Annotated in this window: 17 protein-coding genes and 1 pseudogene; 3 read left to right on the top strand and 15 right to left on the bottom strand. The window is 64.2% G+C overall.

Translation table 11 applies throughout. The features are described 5' to 3' along the window. Window positions 1-19: 19 nt before the first annotated feature. The 11 genes and pseudogenes from P9875_RS07725 to P9875_RS07675 all read right to left on the bottom strand — a co-directional run bounded on the left by P9875_RS07725 (window position 20) and on the right by P9875_RS07675 (window position 10,295). On the bottom strand, window positions 20-1,531 hold the full coding sequence (locus P9875_RS07725) for a sugar ABC transporter ATP-binding protein (RefSeq protein WP_278318005.1): 1,512 nt from the start codon (window positions 1,529-1,531) through the stop codon (window positions 20-22). 81 nt (window positions 1,532-1,612) lie between these two features. Continuing rightward, entirely contained in the window at window positions 1,613-2,479 is an 867-nt protein-coding gene (locus P9875_RS07720; protein ID WP_176390892.1) for a fumarylacetoacetate hydrolase family protein, read from the bottom strand. A 21-nt stretch (window positions 2,480-2,500) separates the two neighbouring features. Continuing rightward, entirely contained in the window at window positions 2,501-3,256 is a 756-nt protein-coding gene (locus P9875_RS07715) for an SDR family oxidoreductase (protein WP_099400901.1), read from the bottom strand. Window positions 3,257-3,338: 82 nt separating this feature from the next. Next, the gene (locus tag P9875_RS07710) at window positions 3,339-3,668 is read right to left on the bottom strand and encodes an L-rhamnose mutarotase (RefSeq protein WP_278318003.1); all 330 of its coding nucleotides are present in this window, start codon (window positions 3,666-3,668) and stop codon (window positions 3,339-3,341) included. Then, window positions 3,665-4,507 carry an amidohydrolase family protein gene (locus P9875_RS07705; protein ID WP_278318002.1) on the bottom strand — a complete coding sequence of 281 codons (843 nt, stop codon included), beginning with the start codon at window positions 4,505-4,507 and terminating at the stop codon, window positions 3,665-3,667. The genes P9875_RS07710 and P9875_RS07705 overlap by 4 nt, the downstream gene beginning before the upstream one ends. Further along, entirely contained in the window at window positions 4,504-5,523 is a 1,020-nt protein-coding gene (locus P9875_RS07700; RefSeq protein WP_278318001.1) for an aldo/keto reductase, read from the bottom strand. The genes P9875_RS07705 and P9875_RS07700 overlap by 4 nt, the downstream gene beginning before the upstream one ends. Before the next feature lie 11 nt (window positions 5,524-5,534). Beyond that, a pseudogene (locus P9875_RS07695) lies at window positions 5,535-6,757 on the bottom strand (UxaA family hydrolase). Further along, window positions 6,754-7,089, bottom strand: coding sequence for a UxaA family hydrolase (locus P9875_RS07690; protein ID WP_278318000.1), 336 nt, complete (start codon window positions 7,087-7,089; stop codon window positions 6,754-6,756). Before P9875_RS07690 ends, P9875_RS07695 begins: the two are co-directional and overlap by 4 nt. A 25-nt stretch (window positions 7,090-7,114) precedes the next feature. After that, window positions 7,115-8,032 carry a GntR family transcriptional regulator gene (locus P9875_RS07685; protein ID WP_278317999.1) on the bottom strand — a complete coding sequence of 306 codons (918 nt, stop codon included), beginning with the start codon at window positions 8,030-8,032 and terminating at the stop codon, window positions 7,115-7,117. Window positions 8,033-8,146: 114 nt separating this feature from the next. Then, the gene (locus P9875_RS07680; RefSeq protein ID WP_176390506.1) at window positions 8,147-9,283 is read right to left on the bottom strand and encodes a mannitol dehydrogenase family protein; all 1,137 of its coding nucleotides are present in this window, start codon (window positions 9,281-9,283) and stop codon (window positions 8,147-8,149) included. Window position 9,284: 1 nt separating this feature from the next. After that, window positions 9,285-10,295, bottom strand: coding sequence for a zinc-binding alcohol dehydrogenase family protein (locus tag P9875_RS07675; protein ID WP_099401087.1), 1,011 nt, complete (start codon window positions 10,293-10,295; stop codon window positions 9,285-9,287). 340 nt (window positions 10,296-10,635) lie between these two features. On the opposite strand from P9875_RS07675, the gene P9875_RS07670 reads away from it, so the two are divergent. Beyond that, the gene (locus P9875_RS07670; protein WP_278317998.1) at window positions 10,636-11,670 is read left to right on the top strand and encodes a MerR family transcriptional regulator; all 1,035 of its coding nucleotides are present in this window, start codon (window positions 10,636-10,638) and stop codon (window positions 11,668-11,670) included. Window positions 11,671-11,736: 66 nt separating this feature from the next. Continuing rightward, window positions 11,737-12,816, top strand: coding sequence for a hypothetical protein (locus P9875_RS07665; RefSeq protein ID WP_278317997.1), 1,080 nt, complete (start codon window positions 11,737-11,739; stop codon window positions 12,814-12,816). On the opposite strand, the gene P9875_RS07660 is transcribed toward P9875_RS07665, so the two are convergent. Continuing rightward, window positions 12,813-14,021, bottom strand: a complete 1,209-nt coding sequence (locus tag P9875_RS07660) for a D-amino acid dehydrogenase (RefSeq protein ID WP_278317996.1) — start codon at window positions 14,019-14,021, stop codon at window positions 12,813-12,815. The two genes, P9875_RS07665 and P9875_RS07660, sit on opposite strands and share 4 nt — an antisense overlap. Beyond that, window positions 14,018-14,470: a winged helix-turn-helix transcriptional regulator gene (locus tag P9875_RS07655; RefSeq protein ID WP_035828729.1), complete on the bottom strand. Its 453-nt coding sequence runs from the start codon at window positions 14,468-14,470 to the stop codon at window positions 14,018-14,020. Before P9875_RS07655 ends, P9875_RS07660 begins: the two co-directional genes overlap by 4 nt. A 91-nt stretch (window positions 14,471-14,561) precedes the next feature. Here P9875_RS07655 and P9875_RS07650 point away from each other — a divergent pair, with 91 nt between their 5' ends. Continuing rightward, on the top strand, window positions 14,562-15,755 hold the full coding sequence (locus P9875_RS07650) for an MFS transporter (RefSeq protein WP_278317995.1): 1,194 nt from the start codon (window positions 14,562-14,564) through the stop codon (window positions 15,753-15,755). A gap of 7 nt (window positions 15,756-15,762) precedes the next feature. On the opposite strand, the gene P9875_RS07645 is transcribed toward P9875_RS07650, so the two are convergent. Together P9875_RS07645 and P9875_RS07640 are read right to left on the bottom strand one after the other, a co-directional pair. Continuing rightward, the gene (locus P9875_RS07645) at window positions 15,763-16,458 is read right to left on the bottom strand and encodes a Crp/Fnr family transcriptional regulator (protein ID WP_034759676.1); all 696 of its coding nucleotides are present in this window, start codon (window positions 16,456-16,458) and stop codon (window positions 15,763-15,765) included. Window positions 16,459-16,613: 155 nt separating this feature from the next. Then, window positions 16,614-17,261 carry a response regulator gene (locus tag P9875_RS07640; RefSeq protein ID WP_035825522.1) on the bottom strand — a complete coding sequence of 216 codons (648 nt, stop codon included), beginning with the start codon at window positions 17,259-17,261 and terminating at the stop codon, window positions 16,614-16,616. Between the last annotated feature and the right edge of the window lie 7 nt (window positions 17,262-17,268).

Genomic DNA, 17,268 nt, shown 5'->3' with positions numbered 1-17,268 from the left:
TTCTTGTGGCTTTCTGATGTTAATGCATTGCTGCCTGGCGGCCCGATGCGAGCTGCATGATCTCTTCCTGCGACGACTCGCGCGTGTTGACGATGCCGCTGATACGCCCTTCATGGAACACGGCCACACGGTCCGTCATGCCCATGATCTCGGGCAGCTCGGACGTGATCAGCACCACGCCGATGCCTTCCGACGCCAGCTTGTCGAGCAGCTGGTAGATGGCGAACTTGGCCCCCACGTCGATGCCGCGCGTGGGTTCGTCGAAGAAGATGATTTTCGATTCGCGGTACAGCCATTTGCTGATGACGATCTTTTGCTGGTTGCCGCCCGAGAGGTTGCGCGCGATCTGCTTCGAGGTCGGCGTCTTGATGCCCAGCGCCGCGATGTACTGTTGCGCCACCGCCTCTTCCCTGGCGAAATCGATGAAGCCGAAACGGTTCGCCAGCCCCGACACATTCGTCAGGGTCAGGTTGGCGGCCACCGACATGCGGATCGCCAGGCCGTGGCTCTTGCGGTCTTCCGACAGGTAGGCGATGCCGTGGCCGATGGCGTCGATGGGACTGTCGATGGTCACCGCCACGTCGCCCAGGTGGATCGCGCCGCTGGTGAGGGGATCCGCGCCAAAGATGGCGCGCGCCACTTCCGTGCGCCCCGCCCCCATCAGGCCGGAAAAGCCGAGGATCTCGCCGCGCCGCAAATCAAAGCTCAGCGGGCCGAAGACATCCTTGCGGTGCAAATCGGTCACGCGCAGCAGCACGTCATCCGTCGGCGTCGAGACGCGGTCGGGAAATTTTTCATCGAGGGTGCGGCCCACCATCTTGGCCACGATGGTGTCCAGGCTCGTGCTGGCAAAATCGTCCGTGCAGACGAATTTCCCGTCGCGCAGCACCGTCACCCTGTCGATGATGTGCTGCATCTCTTCGAGCCGGTGCGAGATGTAGACCACGCTCACGCCATTGCGCTTGAGTTCATTGATGATGTCGAACAGCTGGCCCGTCTCGCTTTCCGTCAGCGAGGACGTGGGCTCATCCATGATCAGCACTTCCGTATTGAGCGACAGCGCCTTGGCGATTTCCACCATCTGCTGCTGCGCACAGGACAGGTTTTTCACCAGTTGGCGCGGGTCGATGCGCAGTTTCAACCGGTCCAGCAGCGCCTGTGCATCGGCACGCATTTTCTTGCGGTCGATGAAAATGCCGCGCACCGGTTCGCGCGCGAGAAAAATATTCTCGGCCACGCTCAGGTGCGGGATCAGGTTCAGTTCCTGGTGGATGATGGCGATGCCGGCGGCCTCCGCATCCACGCTGCAGGAAAAACTGCACACCTTGCCCTTGTAGACCAGTTCTCCCTCGTCGGCCTGGTACACGCCGCTCATCACCTTCATCAGGGTGGACTTGCCAGCGCCGTTTTCGCCGCACAGCGCATGCGCTTCGCCCTTGCGCAGGCTGAAACTGACGTTATCTAACGCCAGCACGCCGGGAAAGCGCTTGCTGACCTTGTTCAGCGCCAGTATCTCTTCGGATTGATTCATGGTGTGTCTCCTCCACTCCACTGCCATAGGCCGGCGCGCCGATGTCTGAGCATCTTGGCGGCGCGCCGGTCTGCTACTGGTTTAACCGTCGATCAGTTGCGGATTCCAGGCATGCACGGTCTGGCTCTGTTCACCGAGGCCGCTGATCCCCAGGCGCATGGTGTCGCCCGGCTTCAGGTACACGGCCGACGGCTTCTGCCCCATGCCCACGCCCGGCGGCGTGCCGGTGCTGATGATGTCGCCCGGGTACAAGGTCATGAAGCGGCTGATGTAGCTGACCAGATTGGCCACGCCGAAGACCATGGTTCTGGTATTGCCGTCCTGGACGCGCTTGCCGTTCACTTCCAGCCACAGGCCCAGGTTTTGCGGGTCCGCCACTTCGTCGCTTGTGACCAGCCAGGGACCGATCGGACCGAAGGTATCGCAGCCCTTGCCCTTGTCCCACTGGCCGCCGCGCTCCAGTTGGTATTCGCGTTCGGACAAATCGTTCACCACGCAATAACCGGCCACGTGCGACAGCGCATCGGCTTCGCTCACATAGCGCGCGGTGGTGCCGATCACCACGCCCAGCTCCACTTCCCAGTCGCTTTTCTTCGAGTCCTGCGGCATCACCACGGCATCGTTGGCGCCGATGATGGCGCTGGTGGCCTTCATGAACAGCACCGGTTCAGCCGGCACGGCCATGCCCGATTCGGCCGCATGGTCGGCATAGTTCAGGCCCACGCACAAAAACTTGCCCACGCCCTTCCACGGCGGCGCGATGCGGCCGGGATTCGCCACCACCGGCAGGCTGGCGATATCAAGGGCGGCCAGGGTCGCCAGGCCATCCTTGCCCAGGGTTGCGCCGGTAATGTCAGGTAGCACGCCGGACAGGTCGCGCACGGCGCCGTTGGCATCGATCAGTGCAGGTTTTTCAGCGCCCTTGGCGCCATAACGCATCAGTTTCATGTGTGTCTCTCGTCGTTGTAATTAGTTTGACCAGCCACCGTCGATCACATGGACCATGCCGGTGGTAAAAGCGGATTCATCGGAAGCCAGATACACGGCCAGCGCGGCGATTTCCTCTGCCCTGCCCACTCTGCCCATCGGCTGGCGGGCGACAAACGCGGCCTGCACTTCATCGATGCTCACGCCCGTCGCTGCCGCCTGCGCCGCAATGCGTTCCTTCAGCGACGGCGACTCGATGGTGCCGGGGCAGATCGCATTGCAGCGGATGCCGCGCGTGACGAAGTCCGCCGCCACCGATTTCGTCATGCCCACCACGGCCGCCTTCGAGGTGCCGTAGATAAAACGGTTCGGCGCGCCCTTCACGCTCGACGCCACGGACGACATATTGACGATGGAGCCGGCGCCCCGTGTCAGCATGCCGGGCAGTACGGCGCGCATCAGCCGGTACATGGAACGCGCATTGATGTCGAAGGAACGGTCCCACGCCGCGTCGTCGCAGTCGAGGATGGTGCCGCCATCGACGAAGCCGGCGCAGTTGAACAGGATATCGACGGGGCCGATCTCGTCGGCCAGCGCGGTGATGGCCGCGCCATCGGTCACGTCGAGCCGGCGGATGGCGCAGCCCGTCGCGTCCTTCAAGGCGTCGAGCTGGGCCTGGTTGATATCGGTGGCGATCACGGTGGCGCCTTCGCGCACGAACGCTTCAGCCGTGGCGCGGCCGATGCCCTGTCCGGCGGCGGTGAGCAGCGCGATTTTGCCTTGTAGTCTGGCGGTCATGTTGTCTCCTTTTATTTTTAACCCAACACCTGGCAATTCTGGGGTCGGACCCTCAGGGTCCGACCCCGGCCTTTTTTGGGGTCTACGTCATATGAAAAACCTGCTCCATCATCGCCCAGTGCTCACCCTCGGCGCACGAGGCCAGCGGCTCCTGGCACGGGGCGCAAAAAGTCCACCAGCGCTGCGTTTCCGGGTCGGCGGCAATGGCCGCCATGTCGGCCTCAAAATCCTCGCCGTGGTATTCCCAGTAACCGAACAGCAGGTTTTCCGGCTGGCGCAGGAAGATCGAATAATTGCTGACATGCGCGGCCGCCAGCCTTGCCAGCACCTGCGGCCAGACGGCGGCGTGCAGGGTTTTGTATTCGGCGATACGTTCAGGCGCGATGCCGATGACCATGCCCATTCTTTTCATGGCGTCTCCTGGCTGATGCCGTAAAAGCGCAGCGCATTCAAACCGAAAATATCGTCCCTGTCCTCTTGCCCCAGATGCGTCAACAGCGCCTCGCTGGCGGCCAGCCACGCCGCATAGCCCTCTGCCAGGTCCACCACGGGCCAGTCGCTGCCCCAGATCACGCGCCGGGGGCCGAACACGTCCAGCACATGTGCGGCATAGGGCCGCAGGTCGTCCACGTGCCAGCCGGGCCGCGCTTCCGTCACCAGCCCGGACAGCTTGCAATGCACGTTCGGCAGCGCGGCCAGCTGCGCCATGTCTTCGCGCCACGCACCGAAGGCGGCATCGGCGATCGGCGGCTTGGCCGCATGGTCGATCACGATGGCCAACTGCGGATAAGCACGGGCGCAATGCAGCAGCGCGGGCAAGTGGCGCGGCAGCACCAGCGCGTCCAGACGCACGCCGTGTTCGACCATGGCAGCCAAGGCCGGCGCCAGCGCGGGATTGGCGATCCACTGGTCGTCATCGATATCCTGCAGCATGGGCCGCAAGCCTTTGAGCTTCGGCTGCGACGCCAGGCATGCAATCGCCGCCGCTGCGTCAGGCGCCAGCAAATCGGTCCAGCCCACGACGGCACGAATAAAGCTGGTCTGTTCCGCCAGCGCCAGCAGCCAATAGGTATCGTCTTCGGACGGCAGCGACTGCACCAGCACCGTGCCGACGATACCGTGCGCAGCCAGCAGCGGCGCCAGGTCGGCGGGCGCAAAATCGCGGTGGATGGCGGCCAAGGATGGCGGCGGCCAGCTGCCGGCGCGCGCGGCCAGCTGCCAGAAGTGCTGGTGGGCGTCGATGCGCATCATGCGGCCACTCCCGCAGGCAGCGGCGCGCGCGCATCGAGCAAGTCCGCGTCCCGCAGCGCCAGCCACAGGGCGTCGGGCAGCGGCGTGGCGAACCAGTCCAGGTTTTGCCGCAGCTGCGCCAGGTCTTGCCCGCCCGGGATGCAGGAAACGACGGCCGGATGGGCGAGCGGGAACTGCAGTGCCGCAGCCTGCAGCGGCACGCCGAATTCACGGCAGACGGCGTCCAGGCGCGCCACCCGCTTGAGTATGGCGGCCGGCGCATCGGCGTAATTGAACTTGCCGTTCCCGGCCAGCACGCCCGAGTTGAACGGGCCGCCGATCACGATGGCGTTGCCACGCTCCACGCAAAGGTCCAGCAATGGCGACAGCGAGGCCTGTTCCAGCAAGGTATAGCGGCCGGCCAGCAGGGTGCAATCGAGGTCGAATTCCGCCATCGCGCGCAGCACGATCTCGCATTCATTGACACCGAGGCCCACGGCCTTCACCTGGCCGCTGGCGCGCAATTCATCGAGGGCGCGAAAACCGCCACCGGCCGTCAGCTGGCGCCAGTAATGCTGATCGTGTTCGCCATGCGTCGCCTTGCCGATATCGTGCACGAACAGGATATCGATGCGCTCCAGGCCCAACCGCTGCAGGCTGTCGTCGTGCGAACGCAGCACGCCGTCATATGTATAGTCGTAATGGGGACGGAACGGCAGCGGCGCGGCAAAGCCGTCGTCGCCGGGGCGAACGGAGGCGTCGGGCCGCATCAGCCGTCCCACCTTGGTGCTGATCACAAATTCATGGCGGGGCCGTTCGCGCAGCGCCGCACCGAGACGGCGTTCGGACTGGGTATACCCATAGAACGGCGCCGTGTCGAAGAAACGCACGCCCGCGTCCCAGGCGCCATCGAGCGTGGCGCGCGCCTGCGCGTCGCTGACTGGCTGGTACAAGCCGCCTATCGGGGCGCAGCCCATGCCGATGCAGGGCAGCGACAGGCCTCCGCGCGGCAAGGTATGCAATTGTGTGACATCCATGAATGCGGCCCTCAAGCGGCGCGCAAGGGGAAGCAGCCTGGCCCCACCGCGTCGAATTGTTTATAGGTCAGCACGAATTCCTGGTGCCCAGGTCTTCCGAGCGGCTCAGTTCTCCGTTGGCCACGTTCAGCACGGCGGCGACGATCTCCGCGCCCACTTCTTCCAGGGTGGCTTCGCCCGTGAGGATCTTGCCGGCGTTGATATCCATGTCGTCGGCCAGGCGCTCGAAGGTTTGCGGATTGGCGCACACCTTGATGACGGGTGAAATCGCCGAGCCGACGACGGAGCCGCGGCCCGTGGTAAACAAGGTGATGTGGGCGCCGCAGGAAATGAGTTCGACGATTTCCGCGTTGTCCGACACGTTCGGAAAGCCGAAGCGCGGCTCGCCGTCCGGTACCACGTCAAGCAGGTACAGGCCGCCGCCGGCCGGCTGGTCGCCCGGTTTCAAAATGCCGACGATGGGCGAGGAACCGCTCTTGGCATAGGCGCCCAGCGACTTTTCTTCCTGCGTGGTGAGGCCGCCATCGGCGTTCCCCGGCGAGAAGCTGCCATGGCCCATGATGGTGTAGTAGCGGGCCGCCTTGGCCACGGTTTCGACGATGGCGTTGCCCAGGTCCGGACTCACGGCACGCCGCTGCATGTGGTATTCGCAGCCCACCAGTTCGCCCGTCTCTTCGAAGATGCAGGGGCTGCCGGCCGCGATCAGGGTATCGAACGCCACGCCGACGGCCGGGTTGGCACTGATGCCGCTGGTGCTGTCGGAGCCGCCGCAGATGGTGGCGACGACCAGTTCATCGATCCCCATCGGCACGCGCTCCTGCCGCGCCAGGTGTTCCAGCGCCCAGCCGATCCACTCGACACCGCTGCTCACGCTGGGGCGCGTGCCGCTGTTTTCCTGGATCGTGATCGTGTGGACGGGGCGGTCGCTGTCGGCCACGGCGCTGGAGAGGCCGTATTTATTGAAACCTTCGCAGCCCAGGGAGACCAGCAGCACGGCGCCCACGTTCGGGTGCGTCAGCAGGCGGCGCATCACCTGGTCCGCGTATTCGTTGGGGAAGCAGCCCGTAAAGCCGATCAGGTGCACGGGCTGGCCGGGAAAGGCGTTGACCATCAGGCGCGCCACGTGATGCGCGCATTCGACCATATAGGCCACCACCACGATATTGCGGATGCCCTTGCGGCCATCGGCGCGCAGGTAGCCCGACAGGGCGGGTGTCGTCACGGGAGCGTTCATGCTTGGTCGTCCTTGTCCAGGAAGTGGTGGCCGTCCTGGCCCAGGGTAAACGTGGGGATGTAATCGCTTGCCAGGTTGTGCGTGTGGATATGCTCGCCGATGGCGACGGGGGCCGTGATGCTGCCGATCAGGGCGCCGTAGCGCAGCACCTTGTCGCCCACGGCCAGCGCGCGGCGCGCCACCTTGTGGCCAATCTGGATGTTTTGCGCCAGGGTGACAGGCACGCCGTCAATGGCGACGACGTCGCCGCAGGCCAGGGCTGTCCTGGCGATCAGGCAGTTATCCTCGGGCGACATCAAGAGCAGGCTGGCAGGCCGGGAAGCGAGGCTCATGGCGCACCCTCCCCGGCAAAGACGGCTAGGCGGCCGGCTGGCTCAGTTTTTCCCGCGTGCCGATCGAGGACAGCATGGTGCTGCGCGAGGAATCGAGGTGCGAGCGCATGGCCTCGAGCGCCTTCGGCACGTCGTGCTCCGCCAGCGCGCGCAGAATCGCCAGGTGCTCCTGCACCGCGTACTGGTTGCGGCCCTTTTCCTCGCCCTTGTCCCACTGGTAGTGATAGTGAAACACGAACGAGACGATATCGTAGAAGCCCTGCGCGAAGCGATTGTTCAACAGGCCGATCAGGAAGGTGTGGAACTCGCGGTCCAGCGCCGGAAACGCGTTGTGGCGCGTGTCTATCCTGGCCGCCAGCTTCTCGTGCTGTTTGATCAGCCGCGCCAGTTCCGCATACGCCGGATCGCCATGCGGCAGGTGCGCAAAATGCTCCACGGCCGCCATCTCGAACATGCGCCGCATGTCCGCCAGTTCGGTGGCGAACGAGCGGTCGAACGCGCACAGGCGCCAGCCGCCGCGCGGTTTCTTTTCGATCAGGCCGAAGCGCGAAAAGCCGATCAAAAATTCGCGCACGCTGACGGTACTGGCGCCCGCCTCGCGCGCCAGCTCCGCTTCCGAAAACTCCGCGCCGGGCGGCATGTCGCGCTGGTACACGCGTTCCATCAGCACTTGCTGGATGCGCTCCGCTCCGGACTGCAATTCGGAGATATCGAAGTAGTCGCCCGGTATGGGTTTGCGCAGCAAGCGCCGGTCCGCCGGGCTGGCGATCAGCCGCCGCGTCGACAGATACGCGATCGCGCTGCGAATCGCCGTGCGGCTGCCCTGGCAGATCGTGGTCAGGAACTGCTCCGTCGGCAGCATCTCGCCCACTGCGACATTCTCGGCGAGAAATTGCAACAGCAGATTGGTACTGCGCTTGAAGACGGTGGCGGGTTTGGACATGGATGAATGAACGCGCTATGCCAGCGAAAGGGAAAGTGGATGAGTGGGCCATTTTAGTCGATATCGGATTGGATCGGCATGCCAGAAAAGAAACAACTGCGCTAAGCGGGGCGTTCATGGCTGCGCTCCCGGCGCCAGCATGGCGCGCAGGCGCGGCTGCGCCAGGGCGGGACACAGCTGCCGCGCCTGCGCCGCCACGGGCGCCATGCGCCGCTCGATCTTGCCTGCGTGGTGCTGGGCGATGTCGGCCAGGCGGTGCGCGAGGAAGGGATTGCTGAAGCGTTCCCTGACCTGCGCCACATAGGCCAGCGCGGCGTCACTGTGCTGCGCCCCCATGGCGGCAAACACGGGCAGCACTTCCTCGTGCCACAGGGCTTCCAGCGCGGCGCGCATGGCGCCATCGTCCATCGCCTCGCGCACCGTCATGCCGGCCGGGCTGCCCCGTTCCATCCACAGCTGCGCCAGATAGGTGTGGCCGAGGTTGAGCAGGAACAGCTTGCGCTGTTCATACTCGCGCAGGCTGCCCGTCACCACCAGTTGCGGGTGGAGGCACGGCAGCAGCATGCCTTCCTGCGCCTCGATGGCCCACAGCGCATAAGGCTCGGCCACCGCACCTATCGGTTCGATCGCTTCGGAAACGATGCGGTCGACGAGGGAATTGATCCACAAACAGCCCGTTTGCAGGTAGACGATGAACGCGGCATCGCCCCCCCACTGCCGCGCCAAAGCCACGATCACCTGGCGCAGTACATGACCGTTGTCGGCCACCAGTTCGCACGGAAAAATCGAGATGGGCGCGGCGCCGGCCAGGAAGCGGTCGTGCAGCAGCACCAGCAGCTTGGCGGGAAAGCTGGCGGGAACGGTTGCGCCATCGAGCATGCCGGCGTGGTCGGAATCAGCCAGCTGGTAGCCCGTGTCGCCCGTATTCGAGACGATCACGCGCGCGGCCACGGCCGCATCGCGCACCTGCCGCCAGTCGCTGCCGGCTTGCCACGCTTGCGTGACGGCGTCGGCGCGGCGTTCCTCGTCGATTTGCGCGCCGTCCTGCCAGCCGCGGATGCGCACCGGGTAGCCGCCGGCCTGGCGAAACGCCGCCACCCGCGCCGCGCCCTGCGCGCTGCCGGTCGTTTGCACGATGGTGATATGGCCCAGCGCCTCGCCTGCCTTGGCCGCTTCGCTGACGAACAGGTCGGCGTGCGCCTGCAGGAAGCGGCTGGTGCCAAATTGCAGTATGGGATTGAGATTGCTCATCTCAGACCTCGACGATGGCCTTGATGACACCCGCCTCGGGCTGCATCCAGCGATCGAGCACGCCCGTAAATTCGTCGAGCGTGGTGCGGTGGGTATTGAGCAGCGCGGTGGGCACTTTCCCCGCCTTCATGGCCGCCACCACTTCCTCGAAATCGTCGACGGTGGCGTTGCGGCTACCCAGCAAGGTCGTTTCGCGCTTGTGGAATTCAGGGTCGGAAAAGGACAGGCGGTCGCGCACGATGGAGACCAGCACATAGGCCCCGCCGTGGGCGACGAAATCGAGGCCCCGCTCCATGGCGGCGATATTGCCGGTGGCGTCAAACACCACGTCGAAGAATTCGCCGCCGGTGGCGTCCGACAGTTGCTCCTTGTCGCCGTCGCCCAGTTGCACCGTGCGGACGATGCCCAGCGCGTCGCGGCAGAACTGCAAACGGTCGGCGCGGCCATCGAGCACCGTCACGTCGGCGCCTTTCAAGGACGCGAACAACATCACGGCCATGCCGATCGGACCGGCGCCCACCACCAGCACGCGCTTGCCGGCATCGACCGCGCCGCGCTTGACGGCGTGCGCGCCGATGGCGAGAAATTCGATCATGGCCGCGTCGTCGAGCGAGATGCCTTCCGTCTTGAAGACGAAGCGCTCGGGCAGCGCCAGGTATTCCGTCATGCCGCCGTCGCGGTGCACGCCCAGCACTTCGATGCGGGTGCAGCAGTTGGTCTTGCCCTGGCGGCAGGCCACGCAAGTACCGCACGACAGGTAGGGCATCACGTAGACCTGGTCGCCAGCGGCCAGGCGCGAGCCGGCTGGCGCACTGTCGATATGGCCGGACAATTCATGGCCCATCACGCGCGGATAGCTGAGAAAAGGCTGGGTGCCGCGGAAGATATGCATGTCGGTGCCGCAGATGCCGACGCGGCGTATGCGCAGCAGCACTTCACCCTCGCCGGGCACGGGCACGGGGCGCTGCTCCATGCGCAAACTGCCGGGCGTATCGCAAACGATACTTTTCATCATGGTCGTCTCTCTCGCCGCCCGGATCTTGCCGGTGGCATATTATATTTAACGTACAAACCAACTGTGAAAAAAATCCGTCTGTGCGGATTGTCTTTCCAGCCCTGCCAATGGCGCGCTTTGCTGCGCCGCACAACGATTTTTTCGTCATTCCATGTGGCTCGAACGCGCTGATTCTGCTGCAGTCGTCGTTCGGTTTTATAAATATACCGTACAAAAAAATGAAGGTCAACGGATTCTTTTTATGGTTTTTTCGGCTCCTCTGCTACATTCCTGCTTGACCCTGACGTTACGTCAGGCGCCATCGTGGTTGGTACGCACTGAAGACAAGGAGAAGACGATGCTGTTGAAAATCGGTGAACTGGCCAGGCTCACGGGCCTGACCATCCGCACCCTGCACCACTACGACAGCATCGGCCTGCTCTCGCCTTCGGCGCGCACGCAAGCTGGCTACCGCCTGTACCAGCACGGCGACATGGACCGGCTGCACCGGATCATGGCGCTGCGCAAATTCGGGCTGTCGCTGGCCGATATCGCCAACGCCCTCGCCGGCCCGGAGCTGCCGCTCTCCTCCATCGTGGCGCGGCAAATCGCCATGCTGGAACGCCAGATTGCGCAGGCTTCCACCTTGCGCGAACGCCTGTGCAGCCTGCAAACGCAGCTGACGCAGGGGCCGGCGCCGGAACTGGCCGAGTGGCTCACCACAATGGAGCTGATGACCATGTACGACAAATACTTTAGCCCAGAAGAACTGCAACAGCTGCCGCTGCTGTCCGATGCGGCCGTGGAACAGGAATGGAAAGCACTGGTAACGAAAGTGCGCGCCGTCAAGGATGCGGGCGCCGGGCCAGGCGACGCGCCAGCGCAGGCGCTGGCCATGGAATGGATGGTCAAGCTGGTGCGCGACACGAGCGCCCATCCGGGCCTGTTCGCGCGCCTGAACGACATGCATGCGCAGGAACCCTCGATGCAGGCGACGACCAGCATCGATGCGGACTTGATGCAATTCATCCTCGCCGCCTTCAATGCCTCGCGCATGGCGCTGTACCGGCCTTTCCTCAACGAGCAGGAATACGCGCACCTGGTGGCCAACTACGGCAAGCGTTCGGGCGAGTGGCCAGCCCTGATCGCCGCCGTGCGCGCCGCCATCGATGCGCGCACGCCGCCCACCGATCCGGCCGTGCTGCAACTGGCAAGGCAGTGGCTGGAACTGTTCCGCTCCTACGCGGGCACGGACCCGGCCACGCAGCTGAAATTCCGCCAGGCGCACCAGCAGGAACCGCGTCTGATGGAAGGCAGCTTCGTCGACGCGGCCATGCTGCAGTACCTGGGCGCGGCGATGGCCGTCGTGGCGCAGGAGCGACCACACGCATAGTTGACGTGTGGCATCTCGTGGGCGCGGCCATGTAGAATCGGCCTTCGCCCACGAGAGGATTAACCGATGCGCCGCTTTCTGTTTGCTTGCCTGACCCTGCCCGCCCTGAACCTCGCCATGGCTGGCGATGCGCCCGTGCAAGGGGTATGGCAGGGCACCGTGGGCAAGGCCAATATCGTGGCCTGCTTCAACCAGCCCAGCCCCACGCAAGGGGCTGACCGCAGCGGCAATTATTACTACACGCGCTACAAGACGCCGATCATGCTGTCCCGGCCCAACGGTAAAATCCTGTGGCAAGAACTCGACGCCAAGGGCAATACGACGGGCACGTGGAGCCTGGGCACGCCGCAAGGTGGCAAGCTCACCGGCACGTGGACGGAGCCGAAAAGCGGCAAGACCCTGCCCCTGGCCTTGACCCTGCTGGAAGCGGCGGGCGACCGCGAACACCCGTCGTGTGCCAGCGATGCTTACAACCTGGCGCTGGAAGACTTTCCCGCCACCAAGGTCAGCAAACCCGTTACCTTTGAAGGCAAGCAATACCGCAACCTGCAAGTGGGCGACACCATCACGGTGGAGCTGATGGCGCCCGGCGACGGCGTGGCGAAAATCAACACACAGCTGCGCGCCGTGCTGGCGAAGAACAAGAAGGACCTGGAAGATTTCTATGCCACGCGCCGCGAATACCTGGGCCGCAACGGTTTCACGACGGAAGACGAAGTGTATGCGGATCCCACCTACTGGTCGCCGCGCTGGGTGACAGTCAAGTTCTACCGCTGGGCAGCCGGCTATGGCGCCAGCGGCATCTCCATCAAGTTCCGCACCTGGGACGTGAAAACGGGCCAGGAAACGGACGTGTGGAACTGGTTTGGCGCCAGCGCCAGCGATGGCGACGACAAGGCCGCATTGCCGGACCGCCTGCGCCAGGCCCTTTTTAAAAATGTGACCATCGACGCCGAATGCAAGGGCACGGACTACGACGGCCGTGGCCGCTTCCACCTGTCATTGAAACCGGAAGGCGTATCGTTCTGGCAAGACCCGAACGGCAGCGGCTGCGAAAACGACTTTTTACTGCCTTACAGCAAGGTCGGCCCTTTCTTGACCGTCAAGGGCCGCGCCGCGCTCAGCGATTTGCTGCCGAAGAACTAGCCACCCGCCTTGTCCACCGCCTCTGCCACCATCTCCGCCGTCGCGGCCGCCAGGGTCCAGCCCAGGTGGCCGTGGCCCGTGTTGTAGTACACGCCAGGCGCCTTGCCCGGCCCCACTTTCGGCAGCATGTCGGGCAGCATGGGGCGCAAGCCGGCCCAGGGCACGACCCTGCGGGTATTGATGCCGGGAAAACACTGCTCGACCCATTGCAACAGGGGGCGGATGCGGTCGGCGCGGATGTCGTGGTTGACGCCGTTGAATTCCGCCGTGCCCGCCACCCGTAGCCGGTCGTCGCCGAGGCGACTGCTGACCAGCTTGGTGGCATCGTCAAGCAGGCTGACGGACGGTGCGGCCGCGCGGCTGGCGGCGTCATCCAATTGCACGGTAATCGAATAGCCTTTCACGGGATACACGTTGACATGGTCGCCCAGCATGGCCGCCATGGCGCGGCTGGCCGTGCCCGCGCAGATGACGACGGCATCGAACAGGATGCTTTCCTCGCCCATGCTGACGCGCACCTTGCCGTGTTCGCGCGCCAGCGCCGTGACCTGTGCACCATAGCGGCAGGCCACGCCCAGGCGGACGCACGCGTCGGCCAGGCCGCTGGTGAATTTGTGGATGTCGCCCGTGGAATCGCTGTCCGTGTAGTAGCCGCCGTAAAAGTCGCCCTGCAGCGCCGGTTCGATGGCGCGCATTTCCTGCGGCGTGACGGCGCGCCGCTGCAAGCCGCCCTGCGCCAGCAAACGCGATACGCCGGCCGCCCGCTCGAAGCCGGCCTTGTCACGGTAGACGTGCAGGATGCCGGCGCGGCGGTGATCGAAAGCTATGTTTTCAGCTTGCGCCCACGCAAACAAATGTTCACGCGCGGCGATCGCCATGCGCGCCGTGGCGATGGTGTTGCGCTCGTAAGCGGGCATGGCGGCGAGAAACTCCGCAAACCAGCTCAGCTTGTGCCAGCTGGGCCAGGGATGGAGCAGCAGGGGCGCATCGCGCCGCGCCATCCATTTCAGGGCGTTCAAAATCGTTGCCTTGTGGTTCCACACTTCCGCGTGCGAGGCCGACAATTGCCCGCCGTTCGCATATGACGTTTCCATGGCGGCGTAACGGTGGCGCTCGATCAGGGTGACGTGCACGCCCCGCTTGGCCAGCGCATACGCCGTCGTCACGCCCGTAATCCCTCCGCCGATGACAGCCACCCGCCTCATTGCGGCGACACCTTGTGCACGACCGTGTCGTCCGCCTGCAACACGCGGCCGTCCAGCGCCAGCACGTCCATCCTGCGCACGGGCAAGCCTGAGCCACGCTGCAACAGGGTGGAATGGGACTCGCCCGCTTCGAACAATTGATCCTCGCTCCACTGGCGCAAGCCGACGACGACGGGAAACAGGGCCAGCCCCTTTTGCGTCAGCACGTATTCCTGGTAGGCCGTGCCGTCCGAGGCGGGCGCGACCGTAAAAATGCCCTCTTCCACCAGGGTGTGCAGGCGGTCGGCCAGGATGTTCTTCGCCACGCCCAGGCTTTTCTGGAACTCGCCGAACCTGCGCATGCCGTCGAAGGCGTCGCGCACGATCAGCAGCGACCAGCGCTCGCCGATCACGTCGAGCGCGCGCGCCACGGGACAGGGGTCGGTTTTCAGGCTCTTGCGCTTGGCCATCGTCATGCTCCAGGATTGAGTGGTTGCATTTTAAAACTTCCCGGCGTAGACTCCAAGTGGTTTTAATTTGAAACCACTTAATTGACCTCCCATGCGCGATACGACAACTCCCATCACGACAGCACTTCCTCCTACCCTCGTCTGGCTGTTTGCCACGGCGGCCGGCCTCAGCGTGGCCAATGTGTATTACGCCCAGCCCTTGCTGGCCACCCTGGCGCACGAATTCGGCATGACAGAAGCGGCCAGCGGCATGGTCATCACGGCCACGCAGATCGGCTGCGCGCTGGCCCTGCTGCTGCTCGTGCCCCTGGGCGACATGCTGAACCGGCGCCGCCTGACCTTGTTCCAGCTGGGCTTGCTTGCCATCACCCTGGTGGCGCTGGGCTGCGCCCGTTCCACGGCCGCCTTGCTGGGCGGCATGCTGATGGTCGGCTTGCTGGGCACGGCCATGACGCAGGGCTTGATCGCCTATGCGGCCAGCGCGGCGGCCAGCCATGAGCGTGGCCGCGTGGTCGGCATGGCGCAGGGCGGCGTGGTGATAGGCTTGCTGCTAGCGCGCACCCTGTCCGGCGTGGTGGCGGACCTGGCCGACTGGCGTGCCGTGTATGTTGTCTCGGCGACCATCGCCTGCGCCCTGCTGTTGCTGTTGTGGCGCAAGTTGCCGCCGGCGCAGCCATCCAATCAAAAACTGGCCTACGGCGCCCTGCTCGCCTCGATGCTGGACATGCTGCTGCACAACAAGGTGCTGCGCGTGCGCGGCATGCTGGCCCTGCTGATGTTTGCCGTCTTCAATATTTTCTGGAGCGCCCTGGTGCTGCCTTTGACGGCGCAAGGCTACAGCCATGCGGCCATCGGCGCGTTTGGCCTGGTGGGCGTGATCGGCGCGCTGGGCGCGGCGCGCGCCGGCACCATGGCGGACAAGGGCCGCGCGCAGTGGACGACGGGCGCGGCCCTGCTGTTGCTGCTGGCCTCATGGCTGCCACTGAGCTTTGCGGGTGCGGCACTGTGGCCTTTGATCATCGGCATCATAGCGCTGGACCTGGCTGGCCAGGCCATCCACGTGACGAACCAGAGCCTCATCTTCAAGGATGACAGCGACGCACACAGCCGCCTGGTGGCGTGCTACATGCTGTTTTATGCGGTGGGAAGCGGACTCGGTGCGATTGCCGCCACCAGCGTGTATGCGCTGGCGGGCTGGCATGGAGTATGCGCGCTGGGCGCGGCGGTCAGCTTGCTCGCCTTGCTGTTCTGGCGGCTGACCTTGCCTGCTGAAAAAGCTGAGTGATCAACGCTTAATTCAGCATGGCCGTGGCGGAACCATGGCGGTAGGTTTTCAAGGCATCGGGCTGGATCTGGATCAGCGAACCGCTGACTTTAATCAGGTGCAAGTCCGTCAGCTGGTGCAGCACGCGCGACAGGGTGGCGGGCGCCAGGTTCAGGAACGATGCCAGCAAACTTTTCTTCAGGTCCAGCTTGACCTCGTTCGAACGCTGCTGATCCGATGCCTGCAACAGATACTCGACCACGCGCTGGGTGGCGTTCTGCACGGAGCAGCGCTCCACGTTGCGGATAAAACCCATCAGATGGTGCGACAGGCTGTTCATCATCTGGCGCGCGATGCGCGGCGACTGATCCAGCAGGCGCAGCAGCGCGTGCGGCGGGATGCGCAGCAGCAAGCAGTGCTCGAGCGCTTCGGCGCAGAATGGATACGGTTCATCGAGGAAAATCATGGCTTCGCCGAAGCTCTGGCCCGGACGGATCAGTTCCAGTACCTTGTCGGTACCTTCCATGGAAAACACGCTGAGCTTGACGAGGCCGAAAACCACCACATAGGCGCCTTCCGCCACTTCGCCCTTGCGGAACAGCACTTTGCCTTTTTCCACTTCAACACGCACGACATCCTGGCGCAATTGCTCTAATTGCGAAGGGGAAATATGGCGGAACAGAGCCTGGCTCGATAGCAAGCCATCGACGTTGACCTTATGCATGACACTCTCTTATTAGATTAGCGAATGACTAAGAGTGTAATGGGCCGGCACGGTCAAGGCCATACGTCAAAGGAACTAGGGTTGTCTAGGCCGGAACGCCATGCAGATCAAACAATCGCGCATTGCTTGCGCACTATTTGCACTTTGTTTGATCTTTATTTGCTCAATTCGCGCTCGACCGCATACACGGCGATCTGCACGCGGCTGCTGAGCTTAAGCTTTTTGAGGATGTTTTGCACGTGGATTTTCACCGTGCTTTCGGCCACGTCGAGCTGGCGCGCGATTTCCTTGTTGCTCAGCCCTTGCGCCAGGCAGGCCATGGCTTCGCGTTCACGCGGCGTCAGTTTGTCATAGTCTTCCTGCGGCGCGTTCTGCCCCGCGCGGAACTGCGACACGAGCTTGGCCGTCATGGCGTCGGCGATCACGGATTCGCCGGCGGCGGCGCGGCAAATGGCCTGCCCCAGCTGCTCGGCCTCGATGTTTTTCAGCAAATAGCCGCGCGCACCGGCGCGCAGGGCCGCACCGAGGTCGGCCGCGTTTTCCGACACGGTCAGCATCAGCACGACCATCTGCGGCAGGTCCTGCAAGATCAGCTGCAACGCCTCGACGCCAGTCACGCCGGGCATGTTCAAGTCCATCAGCACCACGTCGGGCCGCAGTTCGGCCGCCAGGCGCACGCCGTCGAGCCCGTTCGATGCCTCGCCCACCACCTGGAATTGAGGATTGCGCTGCAGCAGCAGCTTGACGCCGCTGCGCAGCAAGGTGTGGTCGTCGACCAGCAGGATTTTGATTGGTGCGTTCACGTGTTTG

Source organism: Janthinobacterium rivuli, assembly GCF_029690045.1.
GTDB classification, from domain to species: domain Bacteria; phylum Pseudomonadota; class Gammaproteobacteria; order Burkholderiales; family Burkholderiaceae_D; genus Janthinobacterium; species Janthinobacterium rivuli.
The sequence above is the reverse complement of the archived record's forward strand: the minus strand, read 5'-3'. Positions and strand labels throughout refer to the sequence as shown.